The following is a 17,761-nucleotide window of genomic DNA, read 5'->3' as shown; positions in this document are numbered from 1 at the left end:
CCTTCGGGGAGCCTTCCGGCTGCCGTTCGCCCTTGCTCACGGGCCGTCAGTCCCAATCCCCACGCGCTTCGCGCGGCCTGATGAAGTTTCAGGCACTGAAGAAAGCCTATGCGGTTGACAGTTCTCAACGACTTAATCAGTGTTTCCTTAAGAAACGCCGATTTCACTAAAAAAGCTGTTAAAAGCACCCCCTAAGGGTTTCTTAGCAGGTATCCTTCAGCGCTTCCCACAAATTTTAACATGGGGCTGGGCTCCCTGTGGGGAGCCATACGGTTAAATTCCTCAACCGCTCAGCCAGCGTTACCTTCACTTCTCCGTGCCGGAGGAAACGGCTCAGGCCTTCTCGTCCGGCGAGAAAAAGCGGAGGGCCTCAAGGCGCGGGTCCCCTTCTCCCCCAACGCAAGAACAGCGTCCCTCGTTGAGGTCGGCCCCACAGCGCGGACACAGCCCCGCGCAGTCCTCGCGGCACAGGACCTTCGTCGGCAGGAGCAGCAACAGGCTCTCCTCGACCTGGGGCCCTACGTCCAAGACGCGGTCAAGGTAATCGACCTCCACCGGCATAAAGCCGTCATCGGACGCAAGCTCCGTGTCCCGGCCCAATTCCAGCCCACGCGAATAATAAAGATACATCAAAACGTCCGATATTTCAAGGGCCGTCTCCTTCAAACAACGCGCACAGGGCGCCGTGACCTTCGCGCTGACGGAGATGGAAACGGAGAGGAGCGAGGGCTCAAGCCACTGAGCGGCGGCATGGGCCGTCCCTCCCTCCGGCGCGTCAAAATGCTGCCCCTCGAAGTCGATCCCCTCCTCGATGGGCAGATGCCAGCTCTCCTCCGTCCGGGATTCGCAGTCGCCCCGGGGCGGCAGGGCGATCAGGCAGCGCAGCGGCTGGTTCTTCTTTTGGGCCATGTCCCAGGGCCTCCTTTCCACAGTGGCGGACAAACGGCGCGTCCGCCACAGGGCGTGCAGCGGACGCAGGCTCTCGTCACAGGGTGTCCCTAAAAGGCCAGGCGCTTCGTGTCGCGGGCGATCATGAGCTCCTCGTTCGTGGGGATCACCAGGACGCGCACCCTGGAGTCGGCGGCGCTGATGTCCGCCTCCTTGCCGCGAACGGCGTTCTTTTCGGGATCGATCTTGATCCCCAGAAACTCAAGCCCCTCGCAGACCGCGGCCCGGGTGGGGATGCTGTTCTCTCCCACGCCCGCCGTGAAGACGAGGACATCCACTCCGCCCATGGCGGCGGCATAGGCGCCGACGAACTTCTTGATGTCGTAGTTCAACATGTTCACGGCCAGCTGTGCGCGCTTGTCGCCCTTCAAGGCAGCATCCTCCACGTCGCGAAGGTCGCTGCTGGTGCCGGATATCCCAAGAAGGCCGCTCTTCTTGTTGAGCAGCATGTCGATCTCGTCCATCCCCATCTTCTCCGTCTTGGCGATGAAGGGGAGCAGTGCGGGGTCCACGTCGCCGCTGCGCGTGCCCATCAGGACGCCCGCAAGCGGCGTGAAGCCCATCGAGGTGTCGACAGACTTGCCACCGTCCACCGCGGTGATGGAGCTCCCGTTGCCCAGGTGGCAGGTGATGATCTTCAGCTTCTCGATGGGCTGCCCCAGCATCTCCGCCGCGCGGCGGGAGACGAAGTAGTGGCTCGTGCCGTGGAAGCCGTAGCGGCGCACCTTATACTTCTCGTAGTAGCCGTAGGGGACGCCGTACATGAAGGCGTGCTGCGGCATGGTCTGGTGGAAGGCGGTGTCGAACACGCCCACCTGCGGGACGTTGGGCAGGACCTCCAGGACCGCCTCGATCCCCATGATGTTGGCCGGGTTGTGCAGCGGCGCCAAGGGCACGCAGCGTTTCACGGCCTCCAGGACCTTCGCGTCGATCTTGACGGAGGACGCGAAGTCCTCCCCCCCGTGGACGACGCGGTGGCCGACGGCGGAGAGCTCGTCCAGCGAGGTGAGCACGCCGTGCCTACCTCGCTGCAGCGTGTCCAGCACCAGCTGGATCGCGACCTTGTGGTTCGGGATGGGCGTCTGCTGGACCAGCATTTCCAACCCCGTCTTCATGTGCTTGATCTGGGAGCCGTCGATACCGATCCTCTCCACCAGCCCCTTGGCCAGAACGGACTCGTGGTCCATGTCGAAGAGCTGATACTTCAGGGAGGAACTGCCGCAGTTGATGACGAGAATTTTCATTTTTTGCGCTACCTGCCTTTCAAAATATCGGAGGAAGGGACGCCGGGACCCTCCGGTCAAAGACGCCCCGAAAAAACGCGATCTTAAGGATTATAGTTTATACTTATACCATGAAAGACATCACAGGTCCAGCCATCGGCATCGTCGCCGAGTACAATCCGCTGCACAACGGGCACCGCCTGCACCTGGCCGCGGCCCTTGCGCGATGCGGCGACGTTCCCTGCGTCGTGGTGCTGTCGTCCAACTTCACGCAACGCGGCGAACCCGCCGTCGTCGACAAGTGGACCCGCACGAAGATGGCGCTCGCCTGCGGCGCGGACCTGGTGATCGAGTTGCCCTTCGTCTTCGCGGTCAGCGCCGCGCCGTTCTTCAGCGCGGGCGCCGTGGACCTCCTGGCGCGGACGCGCCTTGCGACGCACATCGCCTTCGGCATGGAGGACTCCACGCGCGACGTAAGCCCCATCCTCGACATTCTAATCCACGAACCCGCCTCCTTCAAGCAACGCCTGAAGGACGAGCTGTTATGCGGCGCGTCCTACGCCAGGGCGGCCGCCAGGGCGCTGGAATCCCTCCTGCCGGGCGGCGGGACGTTCCTCTCCTCCCCCAACAACCTGTTGGCGATCTCCTACCTGCTGCGCGTTCAGGAGCTCGGCGGCTCCCTGACGCCCCTTCCCATTCAGCGGCTGGGCGCAGGGCACGGGGACGCGGCTCCTGGCCCGCTGGCCAGCAGCCTGTCCATCCGCGCGGCGCTTCGCGGGGGAAGCACCTCCATGGAAGATGGGAGCCCGGTGGCCTCCGCCGTGCCGCAGACCTCCCTGTCCCTCCTCCGCCGGGCGGATGAGGAAGGGCGTTTCTGCGCGTCGGGCGAAGGGCTGTGGCCGATGCTGCAGGCCGTCCTCATCCGCAGCGAGCCGGAGGACCTCAGAGGCTTTGACGGGATGGACGAGGGAATGGAGAACCTGTTCCTGAAGCGGAGGGCGAACTCGGCCGGCATGGAGGACTTCGTGGCCCAGTGCGCGTCCGGACGCTACACGCGGGCCCGAATCCGTCGGACGGCCCTGCGCCTGCTGGCTGGCGTTGACCGCTGGTCGTGGCAGGCCGCGGGTCGGCTGGGCGTGCCCTACGCGCGGGTCCTCGGCGCAACCGAGACGGGGCGGGCCCTCCTCCGCCTGCGCGCTGCCTCCTCCCCTCTGCCCTTCATCACGCGCCTGGCCGCGGCGCGGAGCCCCGTCGGGCGCTTCGCCGCGCAAATGGAGTTTCGGGCCTCATCGCTCTACGAGGCACTGCTCCCCGCGCCGGACCCGCGGCACGAGGAGCGCCAGCGCCCCATCATGGCGTGAGCCGTCCACGACGCCAGAAATTTGCATGAAAAAAGCCCCCGCTTGAAACGGGGGCTTCAGGGTTCGGTCCTCAACGGGGATAAAAAAAATGGCGGAGACGTAGAGATTCGAACTCTAGGAGCATTGCTGCTCAGACGCTCTCCAAGCGCCCGCCTTCGACCACTCGGCCACGTCTCCGCGAAGCGAACACGAGGGACATTATACACGAGATGCGCCCTTTATAAAAGAGGTTCGGCAACTTTCTCAAAAACAAAAGTAAATGCGGTTCTTCCCTTTCCAGCCAACCGATTTCTTCAAGTCCCTCCTCCACACAGTTTCTCCGCTGCCGCCCCGGGCGCCGTCACTCCGCCCAGACGGTCACCGAGGGGAAATGCAGCCTTGAACGTCCGATGGCAAAGCGCGGCGCAAGGGCCCGTGCGACGGGCTCCGAGGAGGGGGCATTCACCCACAGCGGAGAGCCGGGCTCCCCTGGGTCCATGACGAAGAGCCCCGCCTCCTCCAGGGCGCGGGAGGCCTCGGCACGGTCTTCTCCCTCCGGCAGATCGATCTGGATCATCAGCTCGACAGGCGGCAGAGCCAGCTCCGAGCGGAGCGCCAGCTCGCCGCGCCAGAAGCGCTCCCAGCCCCCGGAGAGGATCGCGCGCCACTCCGCGCCGAAGCGGCGGCCCTGGATCAGCACCGTCCGTCCCGCGGGCTCATCTCCGTCGCGGCGGCCGCGCCAGTAGGACTCCCACACCATGCTGAACGCCTGAAACCGCGCGCCATACTCCGGCCGGCGCAACTCCGCGTCCAGGTCCAGCCACGCGGCAAGCCCCACGTCCAACCGGTCGCAGAGCGCCAGCGCGCCCCGGGTCCCCAGGAGGAGGGATGGAACCTCCAGAGCCTTGATCTTTCCCCCCTCATGGAGGAGGACGGGGTATTCCGGCATCAGCCTGCCGGCCATGGAGGCCAACGCCTCAAGTCCAGGACGCCGCCCCGACCAGAGGCCCCCCCTGCAGTCCGGACAGCGTTCGGGAAGGGGCTCTCTCCGGCCGCAGTGAATGCAGCGCAGCGCCTGCCCTGAGGACTCGCTGCGCATCACGCCGCCGCAGCGGGGGCAGCGGGGCGAGTGTCCACACTCCACGCAAAAGACCTCGGCCGCCTCCCCCCTTCGATCCAGCATCCAGAGGACGTGCCGCCCCCTCTCCAGTTCCCTCCGCGTTCGGTCCAGGAGCGAAACGGTCAGGGGCAGGTCCCCCTCCACGCCCCGCTCCCTCCCCTTCAGGGAGCGCCGGATGTCCGCGAAGACCATTCGGTCGCGGTTCGGCAGGACCTCGCAGACGGGGTGGGCGCGCAGGAAGGTCTTGGACGACGGCATACGGCCGCCCAGGATCAGGCGTACCCCCAACAGGGACGCGCGCCGCCCCGCGACGCTCCGGGCCGAAACGCGGGGGGCCCGTTGAGGGACGTAGGCGGGGCTCGCCTCCTCCAGGGGCCATCGGGGCGTAGACCCCGCCCGGAGGCGCCACCACGATGCGCGCGTTCCCTGCCCGGACCTCTCTCCACACCTCCCAGAGCTTCTTGCCCCCGGAGGAGGGCCAGAGCACGGCTTCGGCCTTCAGGTGGGCCGGGAGCGACGCAAAGAAACGCCGCGCCGTCGCCGCCTCGGAGAAGAGGACCAGCGTCCGGCACGGCCGTTCCAACGCAGCTCGGTAAAAGGCCGCGCGCGCCTCATCCCAAGGGGCAAAGCAGTGCTCCTCACAAAAGGCGTCCCCTTCGGCGCGCCCCTCCCGCTCCCCGCCGGGGGGAACGTCAAGCGGCGCCCCCTCCAAAAACTTCGCGGGACAGGCCGTCTTCAAGACCATGCCCGTCCCGCAGAGAAAGGTCCGCCCCACCCAGCACATCAGCTCCCACAGCTCCGCGCCCAGGGGGCTCCTCTCGTCCAGCACCTCCCGGACGCTGCGCAGCGCGGCCTCCGGCCTCTCCCGCGCGGGGCCCGCCGCGAACCCGATGCGCTCCCCCCGGCCCACCGGGACCCTGACGCGGGAGCCGGGTTCGGGCACAAAGGGTGCCTCGTAGGTCAGGGCGTTCCACCAGGGGCCAGGGACGACGACCTCAATGAGCTGTGAGGACACTTTTAGAGCTGCAGCCGCCCCGTCAGGGAGCTCCAGACGGCGTCGGCGACGTCCTCCTTCCTCCCGGACAGGAGCTCCTCGCCGTCCGGCGCGATCAGGCGCAGCGCGTTCGTCTCCGAGGCAAAGCCGCTGCCGGGGGCCAGGACGTCGTTGGCCAGGATGAAGTTCAGCCCCTTCCGCTCCATCTTCGCGCGGGCGTTCTTTCGGATGTCGTCGGTCTCCGCCGCAAAGCCGATCAGGACCTGATCCGGCCTCTTGTTCGCCCCCACCTCCGCCGCGATGTCGGGGTTCTGCACCAGGTCGAGGGACAGCGCCTCGCGCCCCTCGCGCTTCATCTTGTGCGGCTGCCGCTCCCTTGCGCGATAGTCCCCTACGGCAGCAGCCTTGACGATCAATTTAGCCCAATCGAGGTTTGCCATGACCGCATCCCGCATGTCAAGGGCGGACACGACGCGCGTCACCTCAAGCCCATACAGGGAGCAGGGCGCCGGATCAACGGGGCCAAGGATCACCCGCACCTCCGCGCCCCGATGCCAGGCGGCGCGGGCCATCGCCAGGCCCATGCGCCCCGTGCTGGGGTTGGAAATGAAGCGCACCGGGTCCAGGTACTCGTGGGTCGGCCCGGCGGTGACCAGGACGTGAACGCCCTGCAGGTCGTGGACGGGGGCCAGCGCGCGGAATATCTCCTCCGCGATCTCGACGGGTTCGGGCATCCGTCCGGGCCCCTCCTCCCCACAGGCGAGGGCCCCAGCCGACGGCTCAACCACCCGCACCCCGCGCCGGGCCAGGGTCGAGAGGTTCTCCTGCACCGCAGCGTTCCTGTACATGTGGGCGTTCATGGCCGGGAAGACCAGCACGGGTGCCGTAGCCGCCAGAAGCGCCGCGGCCAGCAGTCCCTCCCCGCGGCCGTGCGCGAGGTCCGACGCCGCGTCCGCCGTACAGGGGACGATGGCCACCGCCTCCGCCCACTCCGCCAGACGGATGTGGGGGATGGAGGCACCGCACTCCTCCGACAGAAGGTCCTCCTGACGCCAGACGCGCCGGCCGGAGAGGGTAGCGAGCACGAGGGGGCTGACGAAGCGCTCCGCGGCGCACGTCATGATGACCTCCACCTCGCAGTCCTCCCTCCGCAGGCGCCGCACCAGCTCCGGTATCTTGTAGGCGGCGATGCCCCCTGTGACGCCGAGCAGTACCCTCCGGCCCCTCTTCCAGGAGGTCATCGTTCGTCGGACTGCGACAAAATCGACGGGTCCCCTGGCGCGGGGATGCCGTTCCCCTTCTCCACCTCCAGAAGCGCCATGGAGAGATAGCGCTCGTTCGTCATCAGATCGTTCTCGATGGTCTTGTGCTCGCCAAGCCAGCGCGCCCTCGCCGCGATGCTCACCGTAATCTCGTACTTGTTATCCGTCCCGCACTTCTGTGCCAGGCCCTCAAGGTCGTAGAACTTCATCTTTTCACTCCAGGTTCCGGGGAAGAGTCCCCTTCTAAAAAATCATCTATAAGCTTGAGCTTGCAAGACGGCATCGGACCGCCGCCGCTCACTCCCGATAGCTCAGGATCAGCCTCCGCAGCTCGGCCGAGGCGTCGTCGAGGTCGTCGTTAACCAGAATCCGGTCGTAAGCCCCCTTCTGCTCCATCTCCAGCGCAGCGTTCGCCAGGCGGTGCCTCAGCTCGTCGTCGCTTTCCGTCTGACGATTCCGCAGGCGCCGCTCCAGCTCCTCCAGGGAGGGGGGCGCCACAAAGATGGAAACCGCGTCCGGCAAGCGGCTGCGGACCTGCTTTGCGCCCTGGACGTCGATCTCAAGCAGCACGTCGTTCCCCGCGTCCAGCTCGCGCTCCACGTCCGCGCGCAGCGTCCCGTAGTACGCATCGTGTACGCGGGCGTGCTCCAGAAACAGCCCCTCCTGCACCCTTCGCTTGAAGTCCGCCTCGGAGACGAATCGATACTCAATGCCGTCCCGCTCCCCCGGACGCGGGCTGCGGGTCGTGCAGGAAATGGAGTAGATCAGGCCCTCCACGTCCTTCAGGGCGCGCTCACGAAGCGTTCCCTTGCCGACGCCGCTCGGCCCGGACAGGATGAAGAGCTTTCCCCGCCTCATGCTCAGGCCCCCCTACTCGACGTTTTGAATCTGCTCACGGATGCGTTCGAGGCAGGACTTCGCCTCGACGACCCCCCAGCGGAACTCCGCGTCCGCCACCTTGGAGCCCATGGTGTTGACCTCCCGGTTCATCTCCTGGATCAGGAAGTCCAGACGACGCCCTGCCAAGTCCCTTCCGTCCATCGTCTCCTGAAACCGCTCGACGTGGGCCGCCAGGCGGGACAGCTCCTCGGAAACGTCCCAGCGATCGGAGAGAAGGGATACCTCCTGAGCGACCCGGGCTTCATCCACCTCAAGCTCAAAGTGCTCCGCCACGCGCTCTATCCTCGTCCTCAGGGACTCCAGGGCCGCCGCAGCGGCGGTCCGCCAGCGCTCCTCAAGGCCTCGGACGATGTCCTCGAAGGCCTCCAGGTCCGCAGCGACGACGGCGCGCATCTTCTCCCCTTCCGTCCTCTTCATCTCCATGAGGGAATCCAGCGCGGCACGCAACAGGTCGTCCCACACCTCAGGGGCCTCCTGGACCCCGGCGGCAGCCGCACCGCCCAGCTCGCAGATCCCCGGCAGGACGAGGAACGGCGTCAGGTCCGCAGGAGCCGTCAGCCCCTGCCCGCGGGCCAGGGACTGCACCCGCCGGAAGAACTGGAGCAGCCCCTCCTCGTCCAACGTCGGCGTGCGCGCCCCTGGAGCCCAGGCGACCTCCGCGGAGAGGCGGACCTTCCCGCGGTTCAGCGCAGCGCGCAGGATGGAGAGGAAGCGCCACTCCATGGACGCAAACTCCCTGGGGAGCCGCGTCGAAAAGTCCTGATATCGATGATTCACCGATGTCAGCTCAAACGTTACCGATCCCCAGGGGAAATCCCGCGAGGCGCGCCCGAATCCGGTCATGCTCAAGAACATGAAAGCCCTCCCCCAACGTCTGTCACAGCGCTCCCTGGAGGCCGGAGGGACGGGTGAACCAGGGGTTTCTCTCCGTCAGGAAGCGCTCGATCTCCTGCCGCAATTCCAGGAGCCCGTCACCGCGAAGGGCGCTGACCCTCACGACGTTCTCCCCCGCGTTCTCCAGCGCCGCCGCCAGCACCTCCGCCTCCGTCCGCTGAACCGCGTCCAGCTTGTTGAGCACCAGGAAGCGGGGCAGCTCGTGACAGCGAATCGCCAGGAGGGTGTCGACGATGACCTGATAGGTTTCCATCGCCCTGGCGTCGGACGCATCCAGGACCAGCAGGAGGAGCTCCGCCTCCTGAATTTCCTCGAGCGTGGCACGGAACGCCGCCACCAACTCCGGCGGAAGGCTGCGGATGAAGCCCACCGTGTCCGACAGGAGAAAGGCGCCGCCCCCCGGCAGCGGGATGCGGCGCACCGACGTGTCCAGGGTGGAGAAGAGACGGTCCTGCGCGACGATGGTCCCATCTCCCGAAAGGGCGCGCAGGAGGGTCGATTTGCCGCTGTTCGTGTACCCCACCAGCGAAATGGTGGGGAGCCCGCGCTTTCGACGCCTGTCCCGCACGAGACGCCGCTGCCTGCGGACGTTCTCCAGCTTCTTCGCGATGTCGCGCACCTGACGCTCCAGCCGCCGGCGGTGGCGCTCGAACTCCGTCTCGCCGGGGCCTCGCGTCCCGATGCCCCCTCCGGTCCTGGACATCTGCAGCCCCAACCCCTTCAGGTGCGGGATCTCATAGCGCGCCATGGCCATCTGGACCTGGAGGCGCGCCTCCGCCGTCAACGCGCGCCGCTCGAAGATCTTCATGATAACGAAGGGACGGTCCCACACCGTCACCTTCGTCAGGGCCTCCAGATTGGCCCTCTGCACGGGGGAAAGAGCTTCGTCGAACACGAGGTAGCGCGCCCGCTGGGAGCTGCAGAAGAGCCTCAGCTCCTCCGCCTTGCCGCGCCCCACCAGGGTGGCGGGGCTTGGTTCCCCCCTGCCCTGGGCCGCGGAGCCCAGCGTTTCAATGCCCAGCGAGGCAAGGAGAAGGGAGAGCTCCGCAAGGCGTTCCTCCGGGCCCTCCCTCTGATCCGGGAGCGAGAGGGCCGCCACGATGGCGCCGCTCCGGCTCTCACAGCGTTCAGGACGCCTGCGACTCAAGCGACTTCATGACGTCCGTCAGCCGCTGCATGATGACGTCCCTCCCGTCCTTTCTGGCGTAGACCTCCTCGGGGAAGCGCAGCGGCTTCGCAAACGTTATCGTGATCTTGTGGGGCTTGATGAAATGCGCGCCGGTGGGCATGGCCTCGTAGGCGCCGTGGATGAATACCGGCAGAATGGGCGCCCTCTCATGGGCGGCAATCAGGGCCACGCCGCCCTCGAGCGGCTTCAGCCTGCCGTCAGGGGAACGGCCTCCCTCCGGAAAGATCAGGACGTCGCTGCCGTCCCGATAGAGCTTCATGAACCCCCGCAGGGCACCCGCTGCCGAGGCGTTGTCCGAGCGGGAGACGGGCACGGCGCCAAGGGCGCGGATGGCGGTTCCCAAAAACCAGGACCGAAACAGCTCCTCCTTGGCGAAGTAGCGCAGCTGCCGCTTGAAAAAACACCCCACGACCACAGGGTCCAGGTTGCTCGTGTGGTTGCAGGCGACGATCATCCTCTCGTTGGGGTCCAGCGGCTCCTCCCAGCGCACGGAACACCGGTTGTACACCCGAAGTGCCATGCGGAGCAGGCTGCTGACGATCGCATAAAAGACCGGGTTCGGCTTCATTCCTCCACGTCCCCCCTTCGCACGGCATCGCGGACAAGGTCCTCGAAGTATTCCACCACTTCATCCTCGCTCATATCCGACGTGTCCAGCAGGACGGCCCCTTCAGGCTGCCTCAGAGGAGCCGTTTCCCGGCTGCTGTCGAAGCGGTCCCGCTCCCGAATCGCCGCAAGCGTCTCCTCGTAGGAGACGTCCTCTCCCTTCGCCTCCCGCTCGAGACAACGGCGCCTGGCGCGCGCCTCAGGCGAGGCCGTCAGAAAAAACTTCAAGGGCGCATCGGGAAAGACCACGCTTCCCGCGTCGCGCCCCTCCACCACCAGGGAGCCGTACTTTGCCTGGTCGCGCTGCAGCCCAAGGAGCGCAGAACGCACGCAGGGCAACGCCGAGTAGGCCGAGACGACCCGGTCGATGTGCGGCGTGCGTATCTTTAGGCTGACGTCCAGCCCGTTGAGCAGAATCCCCTCGTCGCGCAACTCGACGCGGGCGCCGGCCAACGCACGCCGGACCGCGTCCTCCTCGGAGGGTAGAATCCCCGCTTCGTCAAGCAAGAGCGCCACAGCGCGGTAGATGGCGCCGGTGTCAAGGTAGCGAACGCCAAGACGACGGGCCAGCCTCCGCGCCGTGGAGCTCTTGCCGGCGCCCGCCGGACCGTCGATCGTCAGGACGTAGGTCAAGGGCGTCCTCCCTACAGACCCTTCATGTCCACCATCTCCTGGGCGATGCGCCCCGCGAAGTCCACCAGATCCGCCATCAGGTCCTCGAAGTTCGTTATCCCGAGGCGCTCCAGGGGCTCTGGGAACATGTAGGTCTGAAGCCCGTCCGCCCCAAGCCCAATCCCCAGCATCAGGCAGATGGAGTTCGCCACGCTGACGACGTCCAGGATCGGCTGATACTGCAGCTTGTCCTCCGGAAGCTCGTTGGGCTTGTGGTGATAGGCCACCGCCATCTGATACGCCTCGGGCAGGTCCCAGCGCTCGGTCAGAAGGGCGCCCACCATGGCGTGATCGAACCCCAGCACGCGGAACTCCGCCTCAGGGAACGGGACGTGTTCCTCCTCGACCATCTTCACGATGAGCCCGTAGCCAAAGCGGACGTAGTCGTTCAGCACCACCTTGCCGATGTCGTGAAGGAGGCCGCCGACGTAGGCGTCCTCGGTCTGCACCTTGCCCGTCACCTGGGCGATGTAGCGCGACGCGTAGGCCACCGTCAGGGAGTGGCGCCACAGTTCGCCCCGGTCCAGCGCGTAGCCCGACAGGCCCTTGTCCATAACGGAGTAGACCGTCGCGGCAAGGACGATGTTGCTGACGTTCTTGTACCCCAGAAGGGCGATCGCCTCCGAAATGTTGGAGATGTTGCGGCTCATGCCGTAGGCGGCCGAGTTCGCCAGCTTCAGCACCCTCAGCACCAATCCCTCATCCCTGGACAGGCTCTGGGCGACATCCGACGCGTTGCTTGTGGGATCGTTCAGCTTACGCAGCGTTTCCAACACAAACTGGGGGAAGGACTTGATGTCCTTCAGCTTACTGATAATGCGCGTCTTGATTAGTTCTTTTGAACGTTCGTCTACCTCACTCACGAACTCGTCCCCCTTGCATGCAGGTTATACTGCTCCACCCTTGAATATTTTAGTGTACAGTTCGGAAAAAGACAAATCCGCAAACTCGCCCGGACGAAGTTTTTCAAGGACCATCTTTCCCAGCCGCCTCCGGATCAGGCGCTCCACCGAAAAGCCCGCCAGGTTCGCCATCACGCGAACCTCCCGCTTGAGCCCCTCGCCGATGACGACGGACACCCACCGCCCCTGCGGCTCCCGGTTCATGAGGGTCACGGAGATCGGGACGGCTCTTCGCCCCTCGATCTCGAATCCTCCGCGCCACCGCGCGAGTTGACGCTCGTTGATGGGGACGTTCAAGAGCGCCTCGTACTCCTTGTGAAGTCCCTTCGAGGGGTGCATGACCTCCTGGGTGAGGGCGCCGTCGTTCGTAAGGATCAGGAGCCCCTCGCTCTCCCGGTCCAGCCGCCCCGCGGGATAGACCCGGTGCGACTTCACGGCCTCCGGAAGCAGGTCGACCACCACGGGGTCGTACTTGTCACTTACGGCGCACACCACGCCCGCCGGCTTGTTCATGACCACGTACACGAGCTCCGTTGCCCGCAGGGTCCGGCCATCGCAGGTCACCTCATCCACCTTGGGATCGACCTGAAAGAAAGGGGCCAAGACGATCCTGTCCCCCACCTGCACGCGCCCGGCGCGAATGATCTCCTCCGCCCGCCGGCGCGAGGCGACGCCGCAGGCGGCGAGAAATGCGTTAAGCCTCGTCCTCCTCACCTCCATCCCCCACGTCGTCCTCTCCGCCCCGGGCTCCGTCGTCCAGGGGGCCCGCGCCCAGTTCGCCCAGCTCCTCCAGGCTCGGCAGGTCCGCGATCGCCTCCAGGCCGAAGACCTCGAGAAACCTCGGCGTGGTCCTGTAGAGCAGGGGGGAACCGCTGGCCTTCTTACGCCCCGCGATGCGGATGAGCTCGTGCCCCAGGAGCGTTTCGATGACCCGCTCGGAGCGGAAGCCGCCGCGCAGCTCCTCGACCTCGCTCCGCGTGACCGGTTGATTGTAGGCGATGATCGCGGCCGTCTCAACCGCCGCGCGGCTCAGGCGGACACGGCCCCTCTGGGCAGTGTCCCGAAAGCGCGACAGGACCTCCGCAAAATGGGGGTTCGTCCCCAGGACCCACCCTCCGGCCATGGCCTTCAAAACCAGACCGTGCCCGCTCTTGAGGTGTTCTTCTAGCTCCTCGATGGCCCGCGCCAGCTCCGTGCCGGACACCTCAAAGACCCCGCGCAACTCCGCCTCGGACACGGGCGAGGACGCCAGGAAGAGGACGGCCTCGATCTGGGCCGCCAGCACGGAGAGGGGCTCCCCGGCCTCAGGCCGCCGGCTCGGCAAGGACCTTGACATCGGCGAAGAGCTCCTCCTGCTCTATGCGCACCCTGCCCATGCGGCACATCTCAAGGAGCGCCAGCAGCGTGACCACCAGCAGCTTGACCGAGTGCGCGGCACGACACAGCGCGCTCAGGAAGAGCGTCCCCTCCCTCGCCAGCTGACCGTCCAACTCCGCGATCCGGTCCTCGATCAGCGCCTCGTCCGGCGCCGCCTCGGCAAACCCGTCCCAGTCGGCGGCCTCCTCCTCCAGCAGGCGTTCCCGCTCGCGGCTCCGTTCGCGGTTGTGGCGTTCAAAGACCCCCCACCAAACGCGGGCCAGGAAGTAGAGGTCCCCGACGTCGTATTCGAGGTCCAAAGCCTCCTCGCCATCGGCCTCCGACGCGCCCTGAGCGGGCCGCCGGAAGCAGCGCGACTGTTCCTCAAGCCGCTCCCACAGCCAGCGGGACGCCGCGTGATAGGGGCGGTAGCGGACGAGGGTTTCCATGATGGCCTCCTCGTCGACCTCAAGCTCCTCCTCCAGCTCAGGCTCCGCGCCGGGCAGGAGGGAGCGGGTCTTGGAGAGGAGAAGGCCCGCTGCCATGTAGAAGAACTCCGCGATCGTTTCGACGGAAGCGCGCTTCGTGCGCGCCAGATACACCCCGTAGATGCGCACCAGCTGCCGCACCTTGATGCGGGACGCCTCCATCTGCCGGCTCTCCACGAGGGTGCAGAGGAGGTCCAGAGGGCCGGAGAACCCCTCGACGGAGATGTCAAAAGCCTCCATAAGCGCTCCCCCGCCGGACTACCTTGCGGGGTTCACCAGCAGCCCCATGGCGGGATAGATCGATCCCATCGTCTCCCGCGCGACGGCTTCGGCACGGCGCGCCCCATCGGTCAGGATATCGTCCAGGAGCTTCCTGTTCCCCTCATAGCGGGCGCGGCGCTCGCGCACCGGGGCCATCATCTCCTGAATGTGCGCGTTCAGCCGTTTCTTGCAGTCCACGCAGCCGATCCCCGCCGTGCGGCAGCCCTCGGCGATCTCTTTTTTCTCCTCATCGTCGGGGTTGAAGACCTTGTGGAGATCCCACACGGGGCAGACGTCGGGGTTCCCCGGGTCCGTCCTCTTGATGCGCGCGGGGTCCGTCACCATGCCCCGAAGCTTTTGCCACATGGATTCCGCCGACTCCGATATCTGCAGCGCGTTGCCGTAGGACTTGCTCATCTTTCGCCCGTCGATACCCGGAACCTTGGGCGTCGCCGTGAAGAGCGGCTGAGGCTCCACCAGCAGCCCTTCGCCGAAGAAGTTGTTGAAGCGCCGCACCGTTTCCCTGCTCAGCTCCAAGTGCGCGCTCTGGTCCTCCCCCACCGGCACGAGGCTCGCCCTGTACAGCAGGATATCTGCCGCCATCAGGACGGGATAGCCCAGAAAGGCGTAGGTGCTCAGGTCCTTGTTCTTGATGTTGTCGATCTGCTCCTTATAGGTAGGGTTGCGGTATAGCCAGCCCAGGGGGGTGATCATCCCCAGGGCCAGGGCCAGCTCGGCGTGCTGCGGCACGTGCGACTGGACAAAGATCGGGCTCTTCTCCGGGTCGAGCCCCACCGCCAGCCAGTCCAGCAGGGCCGTGTAGCAGTACTCCCCCGTCTCCGCCGATTCAGCGTAATTGGACATCAGGGCGTGCCAGTCCGCCAAACTGTAAAAGCAATCGTACTGCCCGTCCTGCTGCAGTTTGACAAAATTGCTGAGCGCCCCGGCCATGTGCCCCAGGTGCAGAGGCCCAGTGGGCCTCATCGCGCTGAAAACCCGCTTCTTCAAAACAGACCAATCCTTTCGTCCCTGTCCGTGCATCTACGGCCGACCGTTTCCCGTCCAAAAGGACGGGCGGCCTGATTGAATCGACGTTCGCCTGATTTCAACATCCCAGAGAAGCGCTGAAGGAACCCCTTAGCTTGATATCTCCGGCCGCCTTCAGCACCTTTTCAGGTCAGCGCTTTCCTACAAGCGAATGGGGGCGCTCAGTCCCCTCACGTCGATCAATGCCGTTTCGATGCCGCCCCCCACGCCGATCCGCCGGGCCAGCTCCGGGAGGGAAACGCGCTCCATCTCCCCATGGTCCGCGACGGCGACGACCAGTCCTGCGCGGGTCGCGTCCATCAGCTCGTGATACTTGACGTCCGCCGTGAGGTAGATATCCGCGCCCCAGGCCCTGGCGGCAGGCCAGAACTCCGAGCCCGCACCGCCGCAGAGGGCCACGTGCAGTATACTACAGTTTGCAGGCGCGTAACAGTCGAGGCGGGTCAAGTTCCACGCCTCCCTGACCTTCTCAAGGAAGCGGTCGAGCGGCTCCGCTTCCGGAAGGCGGCCCTTCGCCCCCAGCCCCGCGTTCGGGTCCAGGGGCGTTATCCCAATCAAGCCCAGGCGACCGGCCAGCTCCCAATTGACGCCCCCCTCCGCGCAGTCCCAGTTCGTGTGCGCCGCCAGGACGGCCACGTCGCGCTTGATCGCCTCCCGCACGGCGCGCCCGGGGTCGGAGTTCAGGTCCAGCTTCTTCAAGGGGCGAAACAGGAGCGGATGATGGCACAGGAGCGCCTGACAGCCCTGCTCCGCTGCCGTCACGATCGCCTCGCTGATGGGGTCAAGGGCTATGCCGACGCGGCTGACCTCCGCATCCAGGTCCCCCACCATCAAGCCCACGTTGTCCCATTCCTCAGCCAGGCTGAACGGCGCAACACGGTCCACCCGTTGCAGCAGATCGCGAACTTTCATCGACTGTCACTTCCCTAAGATTGAGATTTATAGCCGCACCGGCCGAACCGCCCTGAAGCAGCGGACCTCAGGAGAGGTTGGCGAAGTCCGCCACCCCCACCGCCCTCCGCCCTCAAACGCGGCTCGTCCTTCCCTTCACGTTCCTTCTGACATAATGAAACCCCGCCTCGCGGCGGGGGTTATCATTGACCGGAGCTTTTCCGGCTCTCTCGTCAGTGCCACCTGACACCGTATAGGGTCAGAAACTCGGTTAATAACGTAGGATTCCCCCGCTGGGACCTCAACGTTTGTCCGTTTTCTTGTACGGTCACCGGATTACTTTTTGTAGATGTCCCCCCGCGGGCCCACCTGCGTTACGTGAATGGTGCGCGCGTCCTCGTAAATGTCCAGTAGGACGCGCCATCGCCCCACCCGCAGCCTGTACCCCGATCGCCCCGCAAGGCGCCGGACATCGCCTGCCTCCGGACCGCCCTCCAGCGCCTCGATCGCCTCAACCAGACGCCCCCGCTCCGGCTCCGGGATGCGGGCCAGACGCCGCAGCACGTCCCTGTCCGTGACAACCGTCCAATTCACAGCGCGGACACCTGCCTGCGCAGCTCCTCCAACGTCAGATAGTCCCCCTGCGCGAAACGCTCCCGCGCCCGCTCCACGTCGGCTTCCTCCTCCGGCGTCAGGGGCGGCTCCGTCGGGTCGGGCACCCGCCACAGCGCCACGCGCTCCTGCACCTCAACGCTCATCTTCTCTCCCCTCCCGTCATGCGGGCGACCTATCTCCCGTCGTCAGCTCCCGCAGTTTCGCCTCCACAAAGGCAAAACCCTCCGACGTGGCCGGAAGCGTCAGCGAGAGGTCCCCCTGCCGCAACACGATTTCATCTTCTTTCCCCGTGGCCAGATAGCCCACGTTCACCTTCAGAACCTCCGCTGCCCGCAACAGTTTCGAGAGCGTCGGCTCCAGCTTCCCCGCCTCCCAGCGTCGCACCGTGTCAACGGACACGCCCACAGCCTCGCAGAAGTCGTACTGCGTCATCCCCGCCAGCTTCCGCGCCTGTATCAATCTATCCTTGAAGTCCATCGTCGCCCCTCCTGCTTAAATTATGCATATTTGCCAGATTTATCACAATCGCAGAGCTTCAAATAATAAGGCACATGTGCCTTATTCCCTAGTATAATGCATATATGCAATAGATAAGACACATGCGAGGAGGTGAACACATATCCCGTGGAGCAAAGATACGGGACGTCGTTCCGGGGCTGGGAAAGAGCCAGCGTCCCGACCCCGTGAGCGGCGCAGTTCCTCCAGCGCGGCAAGGGCCTTTGTGGCCAGCGGCACGATGTGCGGGCGACGCATCTTCATTTTCTCGGCGGGGATGCGCCACTCGACACGCTCCGTGTCGATCTCCGCCCACTCGGCGGCCCGCACCTCGCCGGGCCGGGCGAAGATCAGGACCGAAAAGAGCATAGCGGCCCGCATGATGGGATAGGGATATTCCCGTATGGTCCGCATCAGGCCGCGGTCGTCGAGAATCATGTAGGGCCTGTCTTTGGGCTTGGCGCTTTTCGCTTGAAGTTCTGTTATCATGGTGTGGCAATCTTCCCGATTACATTGTCCTGTGACCGTACAAAGGGGTTGGTTGGCGACGTCCTTTGC

General features: G+C 65.6%; 22 protein-coding genes, 1 tRNA gene and 1 pseudogene. 2 read left to right on the top strand and 22 right to left on the bottom strand.

Annotation, left to right across the window (positions count from 1 at the left end; translation table 11 throughout):
- Positions 1 to 333: 333 nt before the first annotated feature.
- A complete protein-coding gene (locus Q0629_RS02155; RefSeq protein ID WP_298778345.1) occupies positions 334 to 909 on the bottom strand; it encodes a DUF177 domain-containing protein in 576 nt (191 codons plus the stop codon).
- Between the two features lie 89 nt (positions 910 to 998).
- Positions 999 to 2,192, bottom strand: coding sequence for an acetate kinase (locus tag Q0629_RS02150; protein WP_298778343.1), 1,194 nt, complete (start codon positions 2,190 to 2,192; stop codon positions 999 to 1,001).
- A 110-nt stretch (positions 2,193 to 2,302) separates the two neighbouring features.
- On the opposite strand from Q0629_RS02150, the gene Q0629_RS02145 reads away from it, so the two are divergent.
- Positions 2,303 to 3,532 (top strand): nucleotidyltransferase family protein, encoded by a 1,230-nt coding sequence (locus tag Q0629_RS02145; protein ID WP_298778341.1) that lies wholly within the window; start codon positions 2,303 to 2,305, stop codon positions 3,530 to 3,532.
- Between the two features lie 89 nt (positions 3,533 to 3,621).
- Here the strand turns inward: Q0629_RS02145 and Q0629_RS02140 are convergent.
- Together Q0629_RS02140 and Q0629_RS02135 are read right to left on the bottom strand one after the other, a co-directional pair.
- A tRNA-Ser gene (locus Q0629_RS02140) sits at positions 3,622 to 3,709 on the bottom strand.
- Between the two features lie 163 nt (positions 3,710 to 3,872).
- A complete protein-coding gene (locus Q0629_RS02135) occupies positions 3,873 to 4,919 on the bottom strand; it encodes a hypothetical protein (RefSeq protein ID WP_298778339.1) in 1,047 nt (348 codons plus the stop codon).
- Between the two features lie 125 nt (positions 4,920 to 5,044).
- Between Q0629_RS02135 and Q0629_RS02130 the strand changes: the two genes are divergently transcribed.
- On the top strand, positions 5,045 to 5,227 hold the full coding sequence (locus tag Q0629_RS02130; RefSeq protein WP_298778338.1) for a hypothetical protein: 183 nt from the start codon (positions 5,045 to 5,047) through the stop codon (positions 5,225 to 5,227).
- A 185-nt stretch (positions 5,228 to 5,412) separates the two neighbouring features.
- Here the strand turns inward: Q0629_RS02130 and Q0629_RS10140 are convergent.
- The 18 genes and pseudogenes from Q0629_RS10140 to Q0629_RS02040 all read right to left on the bottom strand — a co-directional run.
- Positions 5,413 to 5,574: pseudogene (locus Q0629_RS10140) on the bottom strand (hypothetical protein); the annotation flags it as partial.
- 74 nt (positions 5,575 to 5,648) lie between these two features.
- Positions 5,649 to 6,866, bottom strand: a complete 1,218-nt coding sequence (gene coaBC, locus Q0629_RS02120) for a bifunctional phosphopantothenoylcysteine decarboxylase/phosphopantothenate--cysteine ligase CoaBC (RefSeq protein WP_298778333.1) — start codon at positions 6,864 to 6,866, stop codon at positions 5,649 to 5,651.
- Positions 6,863 to 7,096: a DNA-directed RNA polymerase subunit omega gene (locus Q0629_RS02115; RefSeq protein ID WP_298778331.1), complete on the bottom strand. Its 234-nt coding sequence runs from the start codon at positions 7,094 to 7,096 to the stop codon at positions 6,863 to 6,865. The genes coaBC and Q0629_RS02115 overlap by 4 nt, the downstream gene beginning before the upstream one ends.
- 88 nt (positions 7,097 to 7,184) lie before the next feature.
- The gene (gmk, locus tag Q0629_RS02110; RefSeq protein ID WP_298778329.1) at positions 7,185 to 7,745 is read right to left on the bottom strand and encodes a guanylate kinase; all 561 of its coding nucleotides are present in this window, start codon (positions 7,743 to 7,745) and stop codon (positions 7,185 to 7,187) included.
- A gap of 12 nt (positions 7,746 to 7,757) precedes the next feature.
- Positions 7,758 to 8,642 (bottom strand): YicC/YloC family endoribonuclease, encoded by an 885-nt coding sequence (locus Q0629_RS02105; protein WP_298778326.1) that lies wholly within the window; start codon positions 8,640 to 8,642, stop codon positions 7,758 to 7,760.
- Between the two features lie 22 nt (positions 8,643 to 8,664).
- Positions 8,665 to 9,828 (bottom strand): GTPase HflX, encoded by a 1,164-nt coding sequence (hflX, locus tag Q0629_RS02100; RefSeq protein WP_298778323.1) that lies wholly within the window; start codon positions 9,826 to 9,828, stop codon positions 8,665 to 8,667.
- On the bottom strand, positions 9,809 to 10,438 hold the full coding sequence (locus Q0629_RS02095) for a lysophospholipid acyltransferase family protein (protein ID WP_298778320.1): 630 nt from the start codon (positions 10,436 to 10,438) through the stop codon (positions 9,809 to 9,811). Before Q0629_RS02095 ends, hflX begins: the two co-directional genes overlap by 20 nt.
- The gene (gene cmk, locus Q0629_RS02090) at positions 10,435 to 11,109 is read right to left on the bottom strand and encodes a (d)CMP kinase (RefSeq protein ID WP_298778318.1); all 675 of its coding nucleotides are present in this window, start codon (positions 11,107 to 11,109) and stop codon (positions 10,435 to 10,437) included. The genes Q0629_RS02095 and cmk overlap by 4 nt, the downstream gene beginning before the upstream one ends.
- A gap of 11 nt (positions 11,110 to 11,120) precedes the next feature.
- The gene (locus tag Q0629_RS02085) at positions 11,121 to 12,011 is read right to left on the bottom strand and encodes an HDOD domain-containing protein (RefSeq protein WP_298778315.1); all 891 of its coding nucleotides are present in this window, start codon (positions 12,009 to 12,011) and stop codon (positions 11,121 to 11,123) included.
- Positions 12,012 to 12,035: 24 nt separating this feature from the next.
- Positions 12,036 to 12,764: a pseudouridine synthase gene (locus Q0629_RS02080; RefSeq protein ID WP_298778313.1), complete on the bottom strand. Its 729-nt coding sequence runs from the start codon at positions 12,762 to 12,764 to the stop codon at positions 12,036 to 12,038.
- A complete protein-coding gene (gene scpB / locus Q0629_RS02075; RefSeq protein WP_298778311.1) occupies positions 12,745 to 13,386 on the bottom strand; it encodes an SMC-Scp complex subunit ScpB in 642 nt (213 codons plus the stop codon). Before scpB ends, Q0629_RS02080 begins: the two co-directional genes overlap by 20 nt.
- Positions 13,355 to 14,134, bottom strand: a complete 780-nt coding sequence (locus Q0629_RS02070; RefSeq protein WP_298778308.1) for a segregation/condensation protein A — start codon at positions 14,132 to 14,134, stop codon at positions 13,355 to 13,357. The genes scpB and Q0629_RS02070 overlap by 32 nt, the downstream gene beginning before the upstream one ends.
- A gap of 18 nt (positions 14,135 to 14,152) precedes the next feature.
- Positions 14,153 to 15,163 carry a tryptophan--tRNA ligase gene (gene trpS, locus Q0629_RS02065; protein ID WP_298778306.1) on the bottom strand — a complete coding sequence of 337 codons (1,011 nt, stop codon included), beginning with the start codon at positions 15,161 to 15,163 and terminating at the stop codon, positions 14,153 to 14,155.
- A 180-nt stretch (positions 15,164 to 15,343) separates the two neighbouring features.
- Entirely contained in the window at positions 15,344 to 16,114 is a 771-nt protein-coding gene (locus Q0629_RS02060) for a Nif3-like dinuclear metal center hexameric protein (protein ID WP_298778304.1), read from the bottom strand.
- Positions 16,115 to 16,429: 315 nt separating this feature from the next.
- Positions 16,430 to 16,687, bottom strand: a complete 258-nt coding sequence (locus Q0629_RS02055; RefSeq protein WP_298778301.1) for a type II toxin-antitoxin system RelE/ParE family toxin — start codon at positions 16,685 to 16,687, stop codon at positions 16,430 to 16,432.
- On the bottom strand, positions 16,684 to 16,851 hold the full coding sequence (locus Q0629_RS02050) for a hypothetical protein (RefSeq protein ID WP_298778299.1): 168 nt from the start codon (positions 16,849 to 16,851) through the stop codon (positions 16,684 to 16,686). The genes Q0629_RS02055 and Q0629_RS02050 overlap by 4 nt, the downstream gene beginning before the upstream one ends.
- 16 nt (positions 16,852 to 16,867) lie before the next feature.
- Positions 16,868 to 17,185, bottom strand: a complete 318-nt coding sequence (locus Q0629_RS02045; protein ID WP_298778296.1) for a helix-turn-helix transcriptional regulator — start codon at positions 17,183 to 17,185, stop codon at positions 16,868 to 16,870.
- Positions 17,186 to 17,266: 81 nt separating this feature from the next.
- Positions 17,267 to 17,692 carry a tyrosine-type recombinase/integrase gene (locus tag Q0629_RS02040; protein WP_298778294.1) on the bottom strand — a complete coding sequence of 142 codons (426 nt, stop codon included), beginning with the start codon at positions 17,690 to 17,692 and terminating at the stop codon, positions 17,267 to 17,269.
- Between the last annotated feature and the right edge of the window lie 69 nt (positions 17,693 to 17,761).

Source organism: uncultured Fretibacterium sp., assembly GCF_938030725.1.
Lineage (GTDB): Bacteria > Synergistota > Synergistia > Synergistales > Aminobacteriaceae > Fretibacterium.
Note: the sequence above shows the minus strand (reverse complement) of the source record. Positions and strands in the feature narration are given on the sequence as shown.

Coding starts and splice junctions, on each gene's coding strand:
- gmk (WP_298778329.1), bottom strand. CDS start 7,745: ATGAGGCGGGGAAAGCTCTTCATCCTGTCCGGGCCGAGCGGCGTCGGC.
- Q0629_RS02145 (WP_298778341.1), top strand. CDS start 2,303: ATGAAAGACATCACAGGTCCAGCCATCGGCATCGTCGCCGAGTACAAT.
- coaBC (WP_298778333.1), bottom strand. CDS start 6,866: ATGACCTCCTGGAAGAGGGGCCGGAGGGTACTGCTCGGCGTCACAGGG.
- Q0629_RS02040 (WP_298778294.1), bottom strand. CDS start 17,692: ATGATAACAGAACTTCAAGCGAAAAGCGCCAAGCCCAAAGACAGGCCC.
- Q0629_RS02105 (WP_298778326.1), bottom strand. CDS start 8,642: ATGTTCTTGAGCATGACCGGATTCGGGCGCGCCTCGCGGGATTTCCCC.
- Q0629_RS02045 (WP_298778296.1), bottom strand. CDS start 17,185: ATGGACTTCAAGGATAGATTGATACAGGCGCGGAAGCTGGCGGGGATG.
- Q0629_RS02130 (WP_298778338.1), top strand. CDS start 5,045: ATGCGCGCGTTCCCTGCCCGGACCTCTCTCCACACCTCCCAGAGCTTC.
- Q0629_RS02050 (WP_298778299.1), bottom strand. CDS start 16,851: ATGAGCGTTGAGGTGCAGGAGCGCGTGGCGCTGTGGCGGGTGCCCGAC.
- Q0629_RS02095 (WP_298778320.1), bottom strand. CDS start 10,438: ATGAAGCCGAACCCGGTCTTTTATGCGATCGTCAGCAGCCTGCTCCGC.
- scpB (WP_298778311.1), bottom strand. CDS start 13,386: ATGTCAAGGTCCTTGCCGAGCCGGCGGCCTGAGGCCGGGGAGCCCCTC.
- Q0629_RS02070 (WP_298778308.1), bottom strand. CDS start 14,134: ATGGAGGCTTTTGACATCTCCGTCGAGGGGTTCTCCGGCCCTCTGGAC.
- Q0629_RS02155 (WP_298778345.1), bottom strand. CDS start 909: ATGGCCCAAAAGAAGAACCAGCCGCTGCGCTGCCTGATCGCCCTGCCG.
- Q0629_RS02060 (WP_298778304.1), bottom strand. CDS start 16,114: ATGAAAGTTCGCGATCTGCTGCAACGGGTGGACCGTGTTGCGCCGTTC.
- Q0629_RS02115 (WP_298778331.1), bottom strand. CDS start 7,096: ATGAAGTTCTACGACCTTGAGGGCCTGGCACAGAAGTGCGGGACGGAT.
- Q0629_RS02150 (WP_298778343.1), bottom strand. CDS start 2,192: ATGAAAATTCTCGTCATCAACTGCGGCAGTTCCTCCCTGAAGTATCAG.